The sequence below is a fragment of the Pseudomonas sp. 9.2(2024) genome, assembly GCF_039695385.1.
Classification (GTDB): domain Bacteria; phylum Pseudomonadota; class Gammaproteobacteria; order Pseudomonadales; family Pseudomonadaceae; genus Aquipseudomonas; species Aquipseudomonas paraglycinae.
In genome coordinates, this window is sequence record NZ_CP155585.1 from 1,285,472 (window position 1) to 1,300,890 (window position 15,419).

A 15,419-nucleotide genomic window follows, 5' to 3' on the forward strand; every position below is an offset into this window, starting at 1 on the left:
CAATTTTTCGTGGAGCCTCCCATGCCCGTGCAAGCCCTGTTCAAACCGTTCCAGCTCGGTGCCCTCGAACTGCCGACCCGCGTGGTCATGGCGCCGATGACCCGTTCGTTTTCTCCAGGCGGTGTGCCCAATTCCAAAGTGATCGAGTACTACCGTCGTCGCGCGGCGGCCGGTGTCGGCCTGATCATCACCGAAGGCACCACCGTCGGCCACCAGGCTTCCAACGGTTACCCGAACGTGCCGCACTTCTACGGTGAAGCGGCGTTGGCCGGCTGGAAAAAAGTCGTCGACGCGGTGCACGCCGAAGGCGGCAAGATCGTTCCGCAACTGTGGCACGTCGGCAATGTGCGCCGTCTGGGCACCGAGCCGGACGCAAGCGTGCCGGGTTACGGCCCGTCGGAAAAACTCAAGGACGGTCAGGTCGTCGTACACGGCATGACCAAACAGGACATCCAGGACGTGATCGCAGCCTTCGCCCAAGCGGCGAAAGATGCCCAAAGCATCGGCATGGACGGCGTGGAAATCCACGGCGCCCACGGTTACCTGATCGACCAGTTCTTCTGGGAAGGCAGCAACCAGCGCACCGACGAATACGGTGGCAGCCTGGCCAACCGTTCGCGTTTCGCCATCGAGCTGATTCAGGCTGTGCGTGCGGCGGTGGGCGAAGGTTTCCCGATCATCTTCCGCTTCTCGCAGTGGAAACAGCAGGACTACACCGCGCGTCTGGTGCAAACCGCCGAAGCGCTGGGTGAATTCCTCAAGCCGTTGTCCGACGCTGGCGTGGACATTTTCCATTGCTCGACGCGCCGTTTCTGGGAGCCGGAATTCGACGGTTCCGACCTGAACCTGGCCGGCTGGACACGCAAGCTGACCGGCAAACCGACCATCACCGTCGGCAGCGTCGGCCTCGATGGCGAGTTCCTGCAGTTCATGGTCAACACTGACAAGGTCGCGCAACCGGCCAGTCTGGAAAAACTGCTGGAGCGTCTGAACAACGACGAGTTCGATCTGGTGGCGGTGGGGCGTGCGCTGCTGGTCGATCCGGACTGGGCGCAGAAAGTGCGCGAAGGCCGCGAGCAGGACATTCTGCCGTTCAGCCGTGAGTCGTTGATGACGCTGGTTTGATCGCCGTGGGCGGCTTGTCGCGCAGGTCGCGGCAAGCCCCCAGCAAATGGTTTTCAAACTGTTCGACGATAGCCGCCCAACCCTGGCGGCTGGCGTGTTGGCGTGCGTTCAGGCGTACGCAGCGCAACCTTTCGTCTTCTTCCAGCAGCCACGCCGCTGCCTCGCAGAACGCCTCTTCATCCCCGGGCATCGCCAGCACGCCGTTGTAGCCATGGCGAATATGCTGGGCCGCCGCGGCCTGATCGTAAGCCACCACCCCAAGGCCTGAGGCCAGCGCTTCCAGCACGACGTTGCCGAAGGTTTCGGTCAGGCTCGGAAACAGAAACACATCCCCCGACGCATAGTGCGCTGCCAGTACTTCGCCCCGTTGCGAGCCGCAGAAAATCGCCTCGGGCAGTTCCTTCTCCAGTGCCATTCGTTGCGGTCCGTCGCCGACCACGATCAGCTTCAGGTTGCGTTGTGGATACGTACCGGCGAGCTTTTCGAAACTGCGCTTGAGCAGGCCGAGGTTTTTCTCCGGCGCCAGGCGTCCTACGTGAATGACAGCAATGTCCTGCTCGCCAAGACCCCATTGCTCACGCAAGGCATTCAGGCGTTTGGCCGGGTGAAACAACTGACTGTCGACACCCCGCGACAGCAGCGCCAGGCGTTCGAAGTGCCGACGCTCCAGCTCCAGGCGCTGGCTGACGCTCGGCACCAGAGTCATGGCCGAACGATTGTGAAACCAGCGCAGGTAGTGGGTGAGCAAGCGCGTCAGCAATCCCAGCCCGTATTGGTGGGTGTATTGCTGAAAATTGGTATGAAAGCCGCTGACCACGGCAATCCCCAGACGGCGCGCCGCGCGCAAGGCCGACAGCCCGAGCGGACCTTCGGTGGCGATGTAGAGCACGTCCGGGCGCTGGCGCGTCCAGCGCCGCAGCAACTTGTGCATCGACGACTGGCCCCATTGCAACCCCGGATAACCCGGCAACGGCCAGCCCCGGCACAGCAGCAGCGAGTCATCTTCACTGCGCTGAGGATCGTCAGCCTGACGCGGTCGCACCAGTTCCACCCGGTGCCCGCGTGCGCGCAAGCCGTCGCACAAGCGGCCAAGGGTATTGGCCACGCCGTTGATTTCCGGTGGGAAGGTTTCGCTGATGAGGGTGATATGTAGAGCTGTCGTCATGACCTCAGTGTCGGCTGAGGCCATGTCGTGGTTGTGACGTTCGGATGATGGATTTGTGACGCGGCCTCAGCGTTGCGTCACAAGATTCTCGGCACCCCGTTCGCGGACCCAGAACAGTGTCGCGCCAGCCACGGCGGCCGGCATCATCAGGATGTTGACCACCGGAATCAGCAACACCAGATAAACGATCCCGCCAAAGCTCATGCTCTGCCAGCGCTTCTGGCGCAGCCAGGCGAGCATTTCGTTCCAGCCCAGCTTGTGGTTGTCCGCCGGGTAGTCGATGTACTGGATCGCCATCATCCATACCCCGAACAACAGCCACAGCGGTGCGGCGACGATGTTCACCACCGGGATGAACGAGAGGATGAACAGGCCGATCGCCCGGGGCAGGAAGTAACCGAGCTTGCGCATTTCCCGGGCCAGGGTGCGCGGGATCATGGCGATCAGTTCGCCCCAGCTGAAGGCCGGGAAGTCGTCGGTGCCGCGCACTACCACTTCGACTTTTTCCGCGAGGAAACCGTTGAACGGTGCGGCGATCACGTTGGCCAGCATGGTGAAGGTGAAAAACACCATCAACGCCACCAGCACCACAAACAGCGGCCACAGGATGTAGCTGAGGAAACTCAGCCACTCGGGCAGCGACGGCATCAGCGTGTCGACCCACAGGCTGAACTGGTGGCCGGCCAGATAGATCAATCCGACGAACAGCACCAGGTTGATGGCCAGCGGCAGCAGCACGAACAGGCGCAGGCCAGGGCTCAAGACCAGTTTGAGGCCTTCGCGCAGGTATTGCGGGCCGGAGAGAACAGGGGCGGGCATAAGGTGCTCCGAACAAGGGAAAACGCGCCGACCTTACCGACTTTGCAGAACCTGTGAAAGCGCGGCGGCGGGATGGACATTCACTGTAACAAAGACGTCCATCTCGTCAGTGTGTCGGCATAGAGACCACCTATGAGCTGGATTGTTAAACCGTATTTCCTTAATCTTGCCCCCCTCGATACGCTGCACCCAACTTTTTACAGGACTGTCGAGCTCACGCCTTCCCCAAGGTTATCCACAGTCCTTTTTTATTCCCGCCGGCAGTCCGGCGTCCGGCCAGGTATCTTGGCCGGTCAACAGGAGCAGGTTCATGTCTGAAGTCCGTCATTCGCGAGTGATCATCCTCGGTTCCGGCCCTGCCGGTTACAGCGCTGCCGTCTACGCTGCCCGTGCCAACCTCAAGCCGCTGCTGATCACCGGCATGCAGGCCGGCGGTCAACTGACCACCACCACCGAAGTCGACAACTGGCCGGGCGACGTCCACGGTCTGACCGGCCCGGTGCTGATGGAGCGCATGCGCGAGCACGCCGAGCGTTTTGAAACCGAGATCGTTTTCGATCACATCAACGCTGTGGACTTCGCTTCCAAGCCATACAGCCTGACCGGCGACAGCGGCACCTACACCTGCGACGCGCTGATCATCGCCACTGGCGCCAGCGCTCGTTACCTGGGCCTGCCGTCGGAAGAAGCGTTCATGGGCAAAGGCGTTTCGGCCTGCGCGACCTGCGACGGTTTCTTCTATCGCAACAAGCCGGTGGCCGTGGTCGGTGGCGGTAATACCGCTGTCGAAGAAGCCCTGTACCTGGCCAACATCGCCAGCAAGGTCACCCTGATCCACCGTCGCGAAACCTTCCGCGCCGAGAAGATCCTGATCGACAAGCTCAACGCCCGTGTGGCCGAAGGCAAGATCGAGCTGAAACTGAACGCGAACCTGGACGAAGTGCTGGGCGACAACATGGGCGTGACCGGTGCGCGTCTGAAGAACAACGACGGCAGCTTCGACGAAATCAAGGTCGACGGCGTGTTCATCGCCATCGGCCACACCCCGAACACCTCGCTGTTCGAAGGTCAGCTGGAGCTGAAGGACGGCTACCTCGTGGTTCAGGGCGGCCGTGAAGGCAACGCCACCGCGACCAGCGTCGAAGGCATCTTCGCTGCCGGCGACGTGGCCGACCACGTTTACCGTCAGGCCATCACCTCGGCCGGTGCCGGCTGCATGGCGGCACTGGACACCGAGCGTTACCTGGACGATCTGCAGAACGTTTCGTTCTAAGAACGCAGACACAAAAAAACCGGCCAATTGGCCGGTTTTTTCATGCCCATTATTCACAGGCACCACGACAATGATCGTTCCCACGCTCTGCGTGGGAATGCCTCATCTGGAAGCTCTGCGTCCTTGGGACGCGGAGCGTCCCCGGCTGCATTCCCACGCGGAGCGTGGGAACGATCTGACAGGGATAGTGTTGTGTCGGGATTCAGCGGCGGGTCAGCGGTTGCGCTTCGAATTTCACGCCCGCCAGACCGTGCTGGATCAGCGCACGGATATTGCCGTGATCGCTGCCTTCAGGGGTTGCCACGACCGAGCGGTAGTGTTCGCCGAACGCCAGCAGCGCTTCTTCATCGCTCAGGCCTTCCAGCAGCGCCAGACCCAAAGTCTTGCACGAACCTTCGTTCTGCCCGGCCGCGTTTTCCACGCCGCCGTTGTTGAACGCCTGAGGCTGGTAGTCGTAACCGGCGGCGATGAACGACAGGGTGTCGGCAAAAACGTGTTCGCCGCTCTTGAGGCTGGCGCGCAGGGTGTTCAGATCACTCATTGGGTTTTCCTTTGGCGAACGCCGCTTGTTGTTCGGCGCTGGCTTCTTGCTGATATTGGGCTTTCCAGTCGGCGTACGGCATGCCGTAAACCACTTCACGGGCATCGTCGAGGCTGACCTCGATCCGGCGCTCGTCGGCCTCGGCCTTGTACCACTTGGACAGGCAGTTGCGGCAGAACCCGGCGAGGTTCATCAGGTCGATGTTCTGCACGTCCTTGCGGCTGTCCAGGTGGGCGACCAGCCGGCGGAAGGCGGCGGCTTCGAGTTCGAGGCGTTGTTGCTCGGTCATGATGGGCTCTGTGCAGTCAAATCGTGGCGCGGATGATAAAAGTCTGACGCCCGTAGCGCCAGACACGTTCAGCGGCTGGCGGCAAGGGTGATCGACACCGACTCGGCAAAACGCAAGGCATGCGGCTTGTCGACTTCGACTTCGGCGTACAGCACCGATTCGTTGGCCATCACCAGATCCAGCAGCTCCTGGGTCAGGCGTTCGAGCAGCGCGAAACGGTTGCCTTCCACATGCGCGATGATCGCCTTGGTGATGGTGCGGTAGTTCAGCGCGTGGTCGATGTCGTTGTCTCGCACCGCTTCCTGTGCGGCGTACAGGATGGTCAGGTTGATCAGCACATCCTGCTTGTTGAGGATTTCGTCCTCGTTGATCCCGATGAAGGTGCGCAGGCGCAGATCCTTGACCCGGATGCGCGCCATTCCCGGTTGAAGTTGTGGCATTTACTTGCTCCGTCCAATCAATTGCAGGAACTCCTGGCGGGTGTTGCTCGACTCGCGGAAGGCGCCGAGCATGACCGAGGTGTTCATGGTCGAATTCTGTTTCTCGACACCGCGCATCATCATGCACATGTGCCGGGCTTCTATGACCACCGCGACACCGGCGGCATCGGTGACTTGCCGGACCGCCTCGGCGATCTGGCGGGTGAGGTTTTCCTGGATCTGCAGGCGGCGGGCGAACATGTCCACCAGCCGCGCGATCTTCGACAGCCCCAGCACCTTGCCCGTCGGAATATAAGCCACATGGGCCTTGCCGATGAAGGGCAGCAGGTGATGTTCGCACAACGAGTACAGCTCGATGTCGGCGACGATGATCATCTCGTCGGTGTTGGAGGCAAACAGCGCGCCATTGACGATCTCGTCGACGCTCTGTTCGTAGCCGTGACACAGGTACTGCATGGCCTTGGCCGCCCGCACCGGCGTGTCGAGCAGTCCTTCGCGGTCAGGGTTTTCACCGAGACCGATCAGGATCTCGCGGTAATTCTCGGGCAGGGAACGGGTCATGGAGCATCCTCGCGGGGCGTATTACTTGACGTGCCGCCCGCCGTTTACGGTCAGGGTCGTGCCGGTGACATACGGGTTGTCGAGCAGATAGCGCAGGCTCTGATAAATCACTTCGCTGCCGGGTTCGATGCCCAGCGCGGACTTGGCCAGCGCCTTGGCGCGGTACGCCGCGTCGTCGTCGGGATTGAACAATAGCAGGGCTGGCGCGATGCCGTTGACCTTGATTGACGGCGCGTAGCGCGCGGCGAAGGACAGCGTGAGACTGTCGAGCCCGGCCTTGCTGGCGCAATAGCCGATGTGTTTGCTGCTGCCCTTGCGGGTGACGTCATCGCTGATGTGGATGATGTCGGCAGGACTCGAACGTTGCAGCAGTTCGGCGCAATGCAGGTTGATCAGGTACGGCGCCAGCATGTGGATGTTGAACATCCGGCTAAAGGCTTCGGCTTCGCCGTCGTCGGTTTCCGCCAGCCATTCGGAAGCGTTGTGCACGATGGCGCGCAGGCTGTCGGAGTGGGTCTTCAGTTCGGTGATGAACGCGAGGATCGAGGCTTCACTGGAAAAGTCCGCGTGCAGCCCGAGGGCGCCCAGATCCCGCAATGCCTTCACACCCGGCCGTTCGCTGCGGTAGGTGAAGATCACCCGATGACCGTCTTCCAGCAGACGCTGCGCGCAATGCAGGCCGACCCGCTGGCCGGCGCCGGTGATGAGGATGGGAGCTGTGTGAGAAGTCATGTACGGCTCGCGTCGAAGTCAGAGCAAAAACTATAACAGCGACGCGAGCGACGGCTTCAGCGATTTTGCGTGGAGGGTGCGGCAGGCAGCGGGCGTGCAGGCGCCGGGTTGAGCCAGCCGGCCAGCAGGCGGGTCGACAGCGGAATGAAGAAGTAGACCATCAACGGGGTCAGGCAGAGCGTGCTGATGAAGACCCTCGGCAACAGGCTCATTTCCGCGAGCAGCGGGCCCAGCACGAAATTGAACAGCAGCGACACCGGGAAGAACGCCAGCCAGATCGCCACCGCTTGCTTCCAGCGAGGAGGACGTGCGCCAGCTGCACCGAACCAGCCTTCGATTCCGCTGACCCGATGTTCCGTCGGGTGAGCAAACAGATCGCTGCCACGAGCCAGCCAGGCGGTGCGCGATGCCGAGTGTTCCCAGGCGTGCAGGGTCTGTTCGTCAACGAAGCGGAAGATGATCTGGAATTCATCGTCGCCGGGAGGCGGGGCCAGTACGCCGGAGCCGAGGTAACCGGGGAAGTCGGTGGCCAGTTGTTCGCCTTCTCGCAACCAGGCGATCAGATCCTGATAACGACCATTGGCGACACGACGCGCGACCATCAGCGTGACGGGGGAAGTAGACATTGTGTATCTCCGTATTGCATTTGCGTCGCTCCGGGTAGGAGCTTCGCCTGACGCAGCGCCGGGGTAGAGGGCTGCGTTTTTCGACAAGCAAGGATTATTCCTGATTATCGTGACAAAACCAGAGACTTTCGTCTCATTTCGTCGGTTGAACCGGGGAGGGGCATCCGGAGTAGAATGGGATCCAACTTCGCCAACAAGGACGTGTCCGCCCAAATGCCTGTCATTACAGACGTTCGCCCTGCTTCGCAGGCATCTGTTGCGCTGGAGCGCGAGGAGCTTTTCCCGATTCGCGAAGTGTCGCGCGTGACCGGCGTGAACCCGGTCACGTTGCGCGCCTGGGAGCGTCGGTATGGTTTGATCGAGCCGACACGCACCGAAAGTGGGCATCGTTTGTATTCCATGACCGATATCGAGCGCGTTCGCAGCATCGTCGACTGGATCGATCGGGGTGTCGCCGTGAGCAAGATCGGCAGGATCCTCGCCAAGACCGAGCCGATGAAGGTGCTGGCCCACTTAATTCCCGATGACCTGGTGCAGGCTGACTACCTCCAGTGGCAGGAACAGGTCCGGCAGGCAGTCAGCTCGTTCGACGATCAGTTGCTCGACCGGGTCTACGGACAGATTTTCTCCTCCTATGCCTTGCCCGTAGCGTTTCAGGACATCCTGATGCCGCTGTGGCTGCAAATGCTCCAGCGTCAGGACGCGTTCGGGCAGACCAGCGAGTGGCTGTTCTTCGATGGTTTTCTGCGAGCGAAGGTGCTGCAGCGCATCGTCGTGCTGCGCGGCTCGCAACCGCGCAAGGTAATCGTCAGCGCGCTGGCCGGTCAATGTCGTGAGCTTGAATTGCTGGTGGCGGCGCTGTTTCTCAGCGGCAATGACGCGGGGGTTCGTGTGCTCACCACCGGTCAGCCGTTCGATGAGCTGACGCTGGTGTGCGAAAAGACCAGGCCCCAGGCGCTGGTGCTGTTTTCCAATCACGCGCCGACCGCAGAGTTGCCGCGACGTCTGAATCGTCTGGCCTTGAGTCTGGATTGTCAGTTGATGCTGGCAGGCGATGCTGCCGATCTGGCGCAGGACAGCCTGGCCGGATCATCGGTTGGCTGTCTGGGCAACGAAGGGGCGACCATGCGCCAGCGCATGAATCAGTTCCTGGCAGGGACGCTGGATACCTGAGAATCAGGTGTGCAGGGCAGGGTGGGTCAGGCGATGCTGTTGCAGGATGAACTGGCGCAGACGCTCGGTTTCGTCGGCATCGCTCTGGCTTAGCTCGTAAGCATAAAAGCCGTTTTCGGTTTCCCGCTCGAACGTCCCGCGCAGGGAAATCCGCTCGTAGCCTGACGGGCTGAACCACAACGCAAAGTGCTTCGGCGGTTTGGTTTTGTTGCGCACTTCCAGCAACACACCCTTGTGCGAAACCTCGTGAACCCACAACGTTCCCGGCTGGCCCTTGGCATTTTCCAGTGCCACCGGCTCTTCCAGGGTCAGGCGCCATGGGCGCACCATCGGCCCGTCTTCATAAATGCTCGGTACACCCAGGCGCAGGTGCAGGGCGTGGAACTCGTCTTCCACCAGATGCAGCGGGAAAGTCATCTGCTGATTTTCGAAGTTGGCCTGGATGGTGACTTGCTCATGGGCCGCCAGACGCGTGAGCAGATCACGGATCTGCGAACCACCATTGACCAGCAGGCTCGACGTCGCATCCCGCACATTGAGTTGCGGGTTGTGTTGCATGGTCTGGATGAAATCCAGCTCATCCTGGGTCAGGAGGGCGTCACGCTGCATGGCTAACTCGAAATGAATAATTACAAAGTCATTGGTGATTGTAGTTAATGACAATTAGTTCGCTGTTTTGTTTGCGCCGTTCGTCGCTTTCAGTTCTGCGAGTTCGGCTTCCAGCGCCGCAACCCGGGCTTCCAGTTGCACAACCCGCTGCTGGGCCTTGACCTGAACGGTGACGTCTTTTTGCACGCCCACGAAATAGGTCATTCCGTCATCGGCATTTTTAATCGTGGACAGGGACAGCTCGTTCCAGAACGGCGTGCCATCCTTGCGATAATTACGCAGGATTTCCCGGCATGAGCCGCCTTCTCTCAAAACCTCGCGAATTACCCCGAGACTGGCCTGGTCGCGATCCCCAGCCTGCAGGAAGCGACAGTCCTGATAGAGAATTTCCTCGCGGGTGTAGCCGGTCATTTTTTCGAAAGCCGGGTTCACGTAGATCAGGATGTTGTCCTGATCGCCTTCCTTTTCTGCCACCACGATCCCTTCGTTCGACGCGTTGATCACCATTTGCAGCAGACTGGCATTGATCATCTATTAAGCCTTACAAGGATTTCGGTGGCAGGCATTCTAGAAGATCGACCGGCGCTGTCTACTGGCCATCAGCGCTTATCGAGAGCCAATCGCAACAGAGCGCCGCTGGCTGTTACTATCGCCGCTCTTTTTTTCAGTTTCAGGATCAGATTGATGAAAGTCGCCATCCTCTCCGGCTCCGTGTACGGCACGGCCGAAGAAGTCGCTCGCCACGCTCAGAGCCTGTTGAACGCCGCCGGTTTTGAAACCTTCTACAACGCCCGCGCCAGCCTTGCCGATCTCCAGGCGTTTGGCCCTGAAGCCTTGCTCGGCGTGACTTCGACCACCGGCATGGGTGAGCTGCCGGACAACCTGCAACCGTTGTATTCGGCGATTCGCGACCAATTGCCGGCGGCCTGGCGTGGTTTGCCTGGCGCGGTGATCGCCTTGGGTGACGCCAGTTACGGCGACACGTTCTGCGGCGGCGGCGAGCAATTGCGCGAGTTGTTCGGCGAACTGGGTGTGCGCGAAGTGCAGGACATGCTGCGCATCGACGCCAGCGAAAGCGTTACCCCGGAAACCGACGCCGAGCCTTGGCTGGAACAGTTGATCGCCACGCTCAAGGGCTGATCCCGCGTTCACGCAACAGCGCCAGCCAGGCCTGTGCAGCCTTCGACAGATAGGCGCCCCGGCGCCAGATGAAAGCGATGTCCCAGCGCAAGTAATCCGGCGCGTTCAAGGTCAGGCGAACCACGCCTGGCCGTACCAGTCCGCGCGCTACCACGCTGGGCAGCAACACCACGCCTTGCCCGGCGGCGACCAGCGCCGCGAGAAAATCCGCCTGCCCGCTGCGCCCGCCTTCCTTCGGCGTGAAGCCCATCTGCTGGCATGCCTGAAGCAAATGATCGTTGAGCACGAAACTGCGCTGATACAAAAGGAACGGCGTATCGGCCAACTCCTCCAGACCGATTTCGCCTTTTGTCGCCAGCGGGTGATCCACCGGAAGAAGCGCATCCAGCGGTTCATCACAGAACGGCTGGAAGTCGAACTGCGGATCTTTCGGCAGCAGGCTGCCGCCCAACTCCAGCTCCCCGCTGAGCACCGCCTGTTCGATATTGCGACTGCCGCCTTCAAGCAACTGCACGCAGATGTTCGGGTAACGCCGTCGGTATTCGGCGAACAGCCCGGCAAACAACGCATCGCTACCGAGCAATGGCAGCCCGAGACGTAGCTCGCCGCGTGCCAGATGGCTGAGGTCATCCAGTTCGCTGAGCAATTCATTGCGCAACCGCAGCATGCCTTCTGCCCGTTGCAGCACCACGCTGCCGGCGGCGGTCAGGCGTATTTGCGAACCCAGCCGTTCGAGCAATGGGGTGCCGAGGCTCTGTTCGAGCTGGGCGATCTGCTTGCTCACGGCGGACTGACTGATGTGCAGGGTCTTCGCGGCTTGGGTGAAGCCGCCTTGGTGCATCACTTCGACGAAGCTTTTGAGCTGTTTGAATTCCATGGCCTGATTCCATATTGGAATGGCTTTGAGTCTAACAATTCGCTTCGGAGATGGCAGTCGGGTTCGTAAAATAGGCACCTGAAAGGAGCCCCCCCGGATGAAAGCCTCGACCGTTAAATACCTCTCCCGCTTGCTGGCCGAACTGGCCGTCCTGCTTGCTCTCTACCTGCTCGGCTGCCAGATCGCAGCGTGGCTGGCCTGGCCGATTCCCGGCGGTGTGATCGGCATGGCCCTGTTGCTGCTGGGTTTTGCGTTCGGCTGGGTTAAACCGGCGGCGCTGCAAATGGGCGCAGGGTTGTTGATGGCGGAGATGCTGCTGTTCTTCATTCCGGCGTTGATGAGCCTGCTGGATTACGGCGCATTGCTGCGTGACGACGGCTGGCGGATTCTGCTGGTGATCGCCGCCAGTACGCTGATGGTGATGCTGGTGACCGCGTTCACCGTGGAGCTGGCCGTGCGCCTGAGGCGGTCCCATGAAGCTTGAGCTGATGCCGATGTTCTGGCTGGCATTCACGTTGCTGGCTTATCTGTTCAGTCGCTGGCTGTATCGCCGGACCGGGCGCTACTTGCTGTCGCCCCTGATTTTGGTCCCTGCGTTGCTGCTGGCGCTTGCCGTGCCGCTGCACACCGCTTACGCCGAATATTCGAGTAACACCCATTGGCTGATGCTGGTGCTCGGGCCGGTCACCGTGGCGTTTGCGGTGCCGATCTGGCAGCAGCGGCGTTTGTTGGTGCGGCATTGGTCGGCGTTGCTGCTGGGCATGCTGGCCGGCAGCGCCGCGTCGATCGGCACTTCGTTCGGCCTCGCGAAAGCACTGGCGCTGGACAGTTCGGTGACGCTGTCGCTGGTGCCGCGTTCGATCACCACACCGTTCGCCATGCCGCTGGCGCAGGATCTGGGTGGCGTGCCGGAGCTGACAGCGGTGTTCGTGATGTTCACCGGAGTGTTCGGTGCCATGCTCGGCGGTGTGCTGCTCAAGTGGCTGCCGCTGCGCAGCGCCCTGGCGCGCGGGGCATTGTTCGGCGTCGGTGCGCACGGTGCCGGGGTCAGCCGGGCCCATGAAGTGGGCGGCGAGGAAGGTTCGGTGGCGGGGTTGGTGATGGTGCTGACGGGGTTGCTCAATCTGTTCGCCGCGCCTTTGTTGGCGTCGTTGCTTTGACATGGATCCAAGCTGTTTGCGTGGCTGACTCGTTCAGTCATCAAGCTGGCTGCCAATGCAACTACGCGGCCGTCCATGGCTGACTAGACTGCTGACACACGCAAAAACAATAAGAACGCAGAGGTGCATACAGTGAGCGTAGCCCCCGTCCCTTCGTCCGTGAACGTCAAAGACCAGGTCAGTGCCGCGGAATGGCAGACCCGGGTCGATCTGGCCGCCTGTTATCGTCTGGTTGCGCTGCATGGCTGGGACGATCTGATCTTCACCCACATTTCCGCCAAGGTGCCCGGCACCGAAGATTTCCTGATCAACCCGTTCGGCCTGATGTTCCATGAGATCACCGCCTCGAGTCTGGTGAAGGTCGACCAGGCCGGCAACAAACTCATGGACAGCCCTTACGAGATCAATCCCGCCGGTTACACGATCCACAGCGCCGTGCACGAAGTGCGGCACGACGTGGCCTGCGTGCTGCACACCCACACCGCTTCCGGTGTCGCGGTGTCGGCGCAGAAGCAGGGCGTGTTGCCGATCAGTCAGCAATCGCTGTTCGTGCTGTCGAGCCTGGCCTTTCATGCCTATGAAGGTGTGGCCCTGAACCATGAAGAGAAAGCGCGGTTGCAGGCGGATCTCGGTGACTGCAATTTCCTGATGCTGCACAACCATGGTCTGCTGACCTGTGGCGGCACCATCGCCGACACGTTCCTGATGATGTTCACCTTCCAGCGCGCCTGCGACATTCAGGTCATGGCGCAGACCGGCGGTGCCGAACTGATCGCCATCGAACCGCAGATTCTGGCAGGCGCCAAGGCGATGATCGCCGGCGTCACCAAAAGTGCTCAAGGCATGGGTGGCGCGCTGGCCTGGCCGGCGCTGCTGCGCAAACTCGATAAACAAGACCCGGGGTATAAACTCTAATGCCTCTCGCCGAGATCCCTCTGAGTGCCTGGCGCAAACGCAGCCAGACTTTTGTCTTCCATGGTCAGCCGATCCGCTACTGGACGGCCGGGCAGGGCGAACCGCTGCTGCTGATCCATGGCTTTCCGACGGCCAGTTGGGATTGGCATTACCTGTGGCAACCGCTGTCCCAGCGCTACCGGGTGATTGCCTGCGACATGCTCGGCTTCGGCGACTCGGCCAAACCCCTGAATCACACTTACAGCCTGCTGGAGCAGGCCGATCTGCAACAGGCTTTGCTGGCGCATCTGCAGGTCGAACAATCGGTGCACATTCTGGCCCACGACTACGGCGACAGCGTTGCCCAGGAACTGCTGGCCCGGCATTACGAAGACCTGATCGAGGTCGCCAGTTGCGTGTTCCTCAACGGCGGTCTGTTCCCGGAAACCCATCGGCCGCTGCTGACGCAAAAACTGTTGCTTAGCCCGTTGGGCTGGATGATCGGCCGGGCGTTTACCCGCGATGCGCTGGTAAAAAGTTTCCGGCAGATCTTCGGCCCGGACACCCGGCCCAGCGAAAGCGAGATGGATGATTTCTGGAGCCTGATCGAATGCAATCGCGGGCCGCGAGTCATGCACAAGCTGATCCACTACATTCCCGAGCGCAGGGTCCAGCGTGATCGCTGGGTCGCAGCGATGCAGCGCGGCGAGGTGCCGTTGCGGGTGATCGATGGCGAGGTCGATCCGATTTCCGGCGCGCACATGGTCGAGCGTTATCGCGAGCTGATTCCCGACGCGGACACCGTGCTGTTGCCGGGCATCGGCCACTACCCGCAAACCGAAGCGCCGGTGCAGGTGCTCAAGCACTACCTCGAATTTCGCGATCACTTCGTGTTGCCGCCGCGCAAGGTGGCGTGTTCCTGAGTTCGTGCCGCAGGCGCCGGGCGCCTCGGCACGTTTTCATCATCCCCCAGCCTTATCGCGCACCATTCAGCCCCAGCCGTGTTCGTTGTGACCGAACGCGTCGTGCCTGACACTCGGGGACACTGTCCCTCAGGTCTGCTGGAGTTGCCCCGATGAATGAGTCTGTGCGTTTCGAAGATAAAGTCGTGATCGTCACCGGAGCCGGTGGTGGCCTGGGACGCGCTCACGCTTTGCTGTTCGCCAAACAGGGCGCCAAAGTGCTGGTCAACGACCTCGGCGGTTCAACCCAGGGCGAAGGTGCCAACGCTTCGGCCGCTGATCGCGTGGTAGCGGAAATCCGCGAGGCCGGCGGCATCGCCGAAGCCAACCATGACTCGGTCACCGACGGCGACAAACTGGTGCAGAACGCGCTCGATGTGTTCGGCCGTGTCGATGTGGTGGTCAACAACGCCGGGATCCTGCGTGACAAGACCTTCCACAAAATGGAAGACGCCGACTGGGATCTGGTCTACCGCGTCCACGTCGAAGGCGCCTACAAAGTGACACGTGCCGCATGGCCGCACCTGCGTGAGCAAAATTATGGGCGAGTGATCTTCACCGCATCGACCTCGGGCATCTACGGAAACTTCGGCCAGTCCAATTACGGCATGGCCAAACTCGGTCTCTACGGCCTGACCCGTACCCTGGCCATCGAAGGTCGCAAGAACAACATCCTGGTCAACGCCATCGCCCCCACCGGCGGCACGCGCATGACCGAAGGCCTGATCCCGCCGCAAGTGTTCGAACAACTCAAACCGGAGCTGGTCAGCCCGCTGGTGGTGTACCTGGCCAGCGAACAATGCCAGGAAACTTCCGGCCTGTTCGAAGTCGGCGGCGGCTGGATGGGCAAGGTGCGCTGGGAGCGCAGCCTGGGTGCCGGGTTCGATCCTCGCGTCGGGTTTTCCCCGGAAGACGTCGCGGCGCACTGGCAGCAGATCTGTGATTTCGAAGGCGCGGCGCATCCGAAGGACAACATCGAAGCGCTGAAGGAAATGATGGGGAATCTGCAGAAGTATTCGTTGTAACCTGAAGT

20 protein-coding genes are annotated in these 15,419 nt (G+C 61.1%); 9 read left to right on the top strand and 11 right to left on the bottom strand.

The genetic code is table 11. From position 1 onward, the window contains the following. Nucleotides 1-21: 21 nt before the first annotated feature. The gene (locus tag ABFB52_RS05655) at nt 22-1,125 is read left to right on the top strand and encodes an NADH:flavin oxidoreductase (RefSeq protein ID WP_129972965.1); all 1,104 of its coding nucleotides are present in this window, start codon (nt 22-24) and stop codon (nt 1,123-1,125) included. Here the strand turns inward: ABFB52_RS05655 and ABFB52_RS05660 are convergent. Both ABFB52_RS05660 and cysZ read right to left on the bottom strand, forming a co-directional pair. After that, the gene (locus ABFB52_RS05660; protein ID WP_129972966.1) at nt 1,094-2,314 is read right to left on the bottom strand and encodes a glycosyltransferase family 1 protein; all 1,221 of its coding nucleotides are present in this window, start codon (nt 2,312-2,314) and stop codon (nt 1,094-1,096) included. The genes ABFB52_RS05655 and ABFB52_RS05660 overlap by 32 nt on opposite strands. 42 nt (nt 2,315-2,356) lie before the next feature. Further along, a complete protein-coding gene (gene cysZ / locus ABFB52_RS05665; protein WP_011332493.1) occupies nt 2,357-3,109 on the bottom strand; it encodes a sulfate transporter CysZ in 753 nt (250 codons plus the stop codon). Between the two features lie 310 nt (nt 3,110-3,419). Here cysZ and trxB point away from each other — a divergent pair, with 310 nt between their 5' ends. Further along, entirely contained in the window at nt 3,420-4,382 is a 963-nt protein-coding gene (gene trxB, locus ABFB52_RS05670; protein ID WP_085746943.1) for a thioredoxin-disulfide reductase, read from the top strand. Nucleotides 4,383-4,584: 202 nt separating this feature from the next. On the opposite strand, the gene ABFB52_RS05675 is transcribed toward trxB, so the two are convergent. From ABFB52_RS05675 to ABFB52_RS05700, 6 genes are all read right to left on the bottom strand, one after another. Beyond that, complete coding sequence (locus ABFB52_RS05675) at nt 4,585-4,923, bottom strand: HopJ type III effector protein (RefSeq protein WP_011332495.1); 339 nt, start codon at nt 4,921-4,923, stop codon at nt 4,585-4,587. Next, complete coding sequence (locus tag ABFB52_RS05680; RefSeq protein WP_007957206.1) at nt 4,916-5,212, bottom strand: DUF1244 domain-containing protein; 297 nt, start codon at nt 5,210-5,212, stop codon at nt 4,916-4,918. The genes ABFB52_RS05675 and ABFB52_RS05680 overlap by 8 nt, the downstream gene beginning before the upstream one ends. 68 nt (nt 5,213-5,280) lie before the next feature. After that, entirely contained in the window at nt 5,281-5,652 is a 372-nt protein-coding gene (folX, locus tag ABFB52_RS05685) for a dihydroneopterin triphosphate 2'-epimerase (protein WP_007957207.1), read from the bottom strand. Beyond that, on the bottom strand, nt 5,653-6,213 hold the full coding sequence (gene folE, locus ABFB52_RS05690; RefSeq protein ID WP_129972967.1) for a GTP cyclohydrolase I FolE: 561 nt from the start codon (nt 6,211-6,213) through the stop codon (nt 5,653-5,655). 21 nt (nt 6,214-6,234) lie between these two features. Next, nucleotides 6,235-6,945 carry a dihydromonapterin reductase gene (gene folM / locus ABFB52_RS05695; RefSeq protein ID WP_102686878.1) on the bottom strand — a complete coding sequence of 237 codons (711 nt, stop codon included), beginning with the start codon at nt 6,943-6,945 and terminating at the stop codon, nt 6,235-6,237. A 56-nt stretch (nt 6,946-7,001) separates the two neighbouring features. Then, entirely contained in the window at nt 7,002-7,571 is a 570-nt protein-coding gene (locus ABFB52_RS05700) for an antibiotic biosynthesis monooxygenase (RefSeq protein WP_007957213.1), read from the bottom strand. Nucleotides 7,572-7,784: 213 nt separating this feature from the next. Here ABFB52_RS05700 and ABFB52_RS05705 point away from each other — a divergent pair, with 213 nt between their 5' ends. Then, complete coding sequence (locus tag ABFB52_RS05705; protein WP_129972968.1) at nt 7,785-8,744, top strand: MerR family transcriptional regulator; 960 nt, start codon at nt 7,785-7,787, stop codon at nt 8,742-8,744. A gap of 3 nt (nt 8,745-8,747) precedes the next feature. Here the strand turns inward: ABFB52_RS05705 and ABFB52_RS05710 are convergent, their stop codons facing one another. Continuing rightward, nucleotides 8,748-9,353 carry a hypothetical protein gene (locus ABFB52_RS05710; protein WP_085608095.1) on the bottom strand — a complete coding sequence of 202 codons (606 nt, stop codon included), beginning with the start codon at nt 9,351-9,353 and terminating at the stop codon, nt 8,748-8,750. A gap of 54 nt (nt 9,354-9,407) precedes the next feature. Continuing rightward, nucleotides 9,408-9,884, bottom strand: a complete 477-nt coding sequence (locus tag ABFB52_RS05715; protein ID WP_085746947.1) for a PAS domain-containing protein — start codon at nt 9,882-9,884, stop codon at nt 9,408-9,410. Nucleotides 9,885-10,037: 153 nt separating this feature from the next. On the opposite strand from ABFB52_RS05715, the gene ABFB52_RS05720 reads away from it, so the two are divergent. Further along, nucleotides 10,038-10,493: a flavodoxin gene (locus ABFB52_RS05720; protein ID WP_085746948.1), complete on the top strand. Its 456-nt coding sequence runs from the start codon at nt 10,038-10,040 to the stop codon at nt 10,491-10,493. On the opposite strand, the gene ABFB52_RS05725 is transcribed toward ABFB52_RS05720, so the two are convergent. Further along, a complete protein-coding gene (locus ABFB52_RS05725; RefSeq protein WP_129972969.1) occupies nt 10,483-11,370 on the bottom strand; it encodes a LysR family transcriptional regulator in 888 nt (295 codons plus the stop codon). The two genes, ABFB52_RS05720 and ABFB52_RS05725, sit on opposite strands and share 11 nt — an antisense overlap. Before the next feature lie 97 nt (nt 11,371-11,467). Here ABFB52_RS05725 and ABFB52_RS05730 point away from each other — a divergent pair, with 97 nt between their 5' ends. The 5 genes from ABFB52_RS05730 (at nt 11,468) to ABFB52_RS05750 (ending at nt 15,411) form a co-directional block, all read left to right on the top strand. Next, nucleotides 11,468-11,854 carry a CidA/LrgA family protein gene (locus tag ABFB52_RS05730; RefSeq protein ID WP_102686881.1) on the top strand — a complete coding sequence of 129 codons (387 nt, stop codon included), beginning with the start codon at nt 11,468-11,470 and terminating at the stop codon, nt 11,852-11,854. Next, on the top strand, nt 11,844-12,530 hold the full coding sequence (locus ABFB52_RS05735; protein ID WP_085746951.1) for an LrgB family protein: 687 nt from the start codon (nt 11,844-11,846) through the stop codon (nt 12,528-12,530). Before ABFB52_RS05730 ends, ABFB52_RS05735 begins: the two co-directional genes overlap by 11 nt. Before the next feature lie 132 nt (nt 12,531-12,662). Continuing rightward, on the top strand, nt 12,663-13,445 hold the full coding sequence (locus tag ABFB52_RS05740) for a class II aldolase/adducin family protein (protein ID WP_085746952.1): 783 nt from the start codon (nt 12,663-12,665) through the stop codon (nt 13,443-13,445). Next, nucleotides 13,445-14,347, top strand: coding sequence for an alpha/beta hydrolase (locus ABFB52_RS05745; RefSeq protein ID WP_102717153.1), 903 nt, complete (start codon nt 13,445-13,447; stop codon nt 14,345-14,347). The genes ABFB52_RS05740 and ABFB52_RS05745 overlap by 1 nt, the downstream gene beginning before the upstream one ends. A gap of 152 nt (nt 14,348-14,499) precedes the next feature. Beyond that, nucleotides 14,500-15,411 carry an SDR family oxidoreductase gene (locus tag ABFB52_RS05750; RefSeq protein ID WP_011332507.1) on the top strand — a complete coding sequence of 304 codons (912 nt, stop codon included), beginning with the start codon at nt 14,500-14,502 and terminating at the stop codon, nt 15,409-15,411. Nucleotides 15,412-15,419 lie beyond the last annotated feature (8 nt).

Coding starts and splice junctions, on each gene's coding strand:
- ABFB52_RS05655 (WP_129972965.1), top strand. CDS start 22: ATGCCCGTGCAAGCCCTGTTCAAACCGTTCCAGCTCGGTGCCCTCGAA.
- ABFB52_RS05660 (WP_129972966.1), bottom strand. CDS start 2,314: ATGGCCTCAGCCGACACTGAGGTCATGACGACAGCTCTACATATCACC.
- cysZ (WP_011332493.1), bottom strand. CDS start 3,109: ATGCCCGCCCCTGTTCTCTCCGGCCCGCAATACCTGCGCGAAGGCCTC.
- trxB (WP_085746943.1), top strand. CDS start 3,420: ATGTCTGAAGTCCGTCATTCGCGAGTGATCATCCTCGGTTCCGGCCCT.
- ABFB52_RS05675 (WP_011332495.1), bottom strand. CDS start 4,923: ATGAGTGATCTGAACACCCTGCGCGCCAGCCTCAAGAGCGGCGAACAC.
- ABFB52_RS05680 (WP_007957206.1), bottom strand. CDS start 5,212: ATGACCGAGCAACAACGCCTCGAACTCGAAGCCGCCGCCTTCCGCCGG.
- folX (WP_007957207.1), bottom strand. CDS start 5,652: ATGCCACAACTTCAACCGGGAATGGCGCGCATCCGGGTCAAGGATCTG.
- folE (WP_129972967.1), bottom strand. CDS start 6,213: ATGACCCGTTCCCTGCCCGAGAATTACCGCGAGATCCTGATCGGTCTC.
- folM (WP_102686878.1), bottom strand. CDS start 6,945: ATGACTTCTCACACAGCTCCCATCCTCATCACCGGCGCCGGCCAGCGG.
- ABFB52_RS05700 (WP_007957213.1), bottom strand. CDS start 7,571: ATGTCTACTTCCCCCGTCACGCTGATGGTCGCGCGTCGTGTCGCCAAT.
- ABFB52_RS05705 (WP_129972968.1), top strand. CDS start 7,785: ATGCCTGTCATTACAGACGTTCGCCCTGCTTCGCAGGCATCTGTTGCG.
- ABFB52_RS05710 (WP_085608095.1), bottom strand. CDS start 9,353: ATGCAGCGTGACGCCCTCCTGACCCAGGATGAGCTGGATTTCATCCAG.
- ABFB52_RS05715 (WP_085746947.1), bottom strand. CDS start 9,884: ATGATCAATGCCAGTCTGCTGCAAATGGTGATCAACGCGTCGAACGAA.
- ABFB52_RS05720 (WP_085746948.1), top strand. CDS start 10,038: ATGAAAGTCGCCATCCTCTCCGGCTCCGTGTACGGCACGGCCGAAGAA.
- ABFB52_RS05725 (WP_129972969.1), bottom strand. CDS start 11,370: ATGGAATTCAAACAGCTCAAAAGCTTCGTCGAAGTGATGCACCAAGGC.
- ABFB52_RS05730 (WP_102686881.1), top strand. CDS start 11,468: ATGAAAGCCTCGACCGTTAAATACCTCTCCCGCTTGCTGGCCGAACTG.
- ABFB52_RS05735 (WP_085746951.1), top strand. CDS start 11,844: ATGAAGCTTGAGCTGATGCCGATGTTCTGGCTGGCATTCACGTTGCTG.
- ABFB52_RS05745 (WP_102717153.1), top strand. CDS start 13,445: ATGCCTCTCGCCGAGATCCCTCTGAGTGCCTGGCGCAAACGCAGCCAG.
- ABFB52_RS05750 (WP_011332507.1), top strand. CDS start 14,500: ATGAATGAGTCTGTGCGTTTCGAAGATAAAGTCGTGATCGTCACCGGA.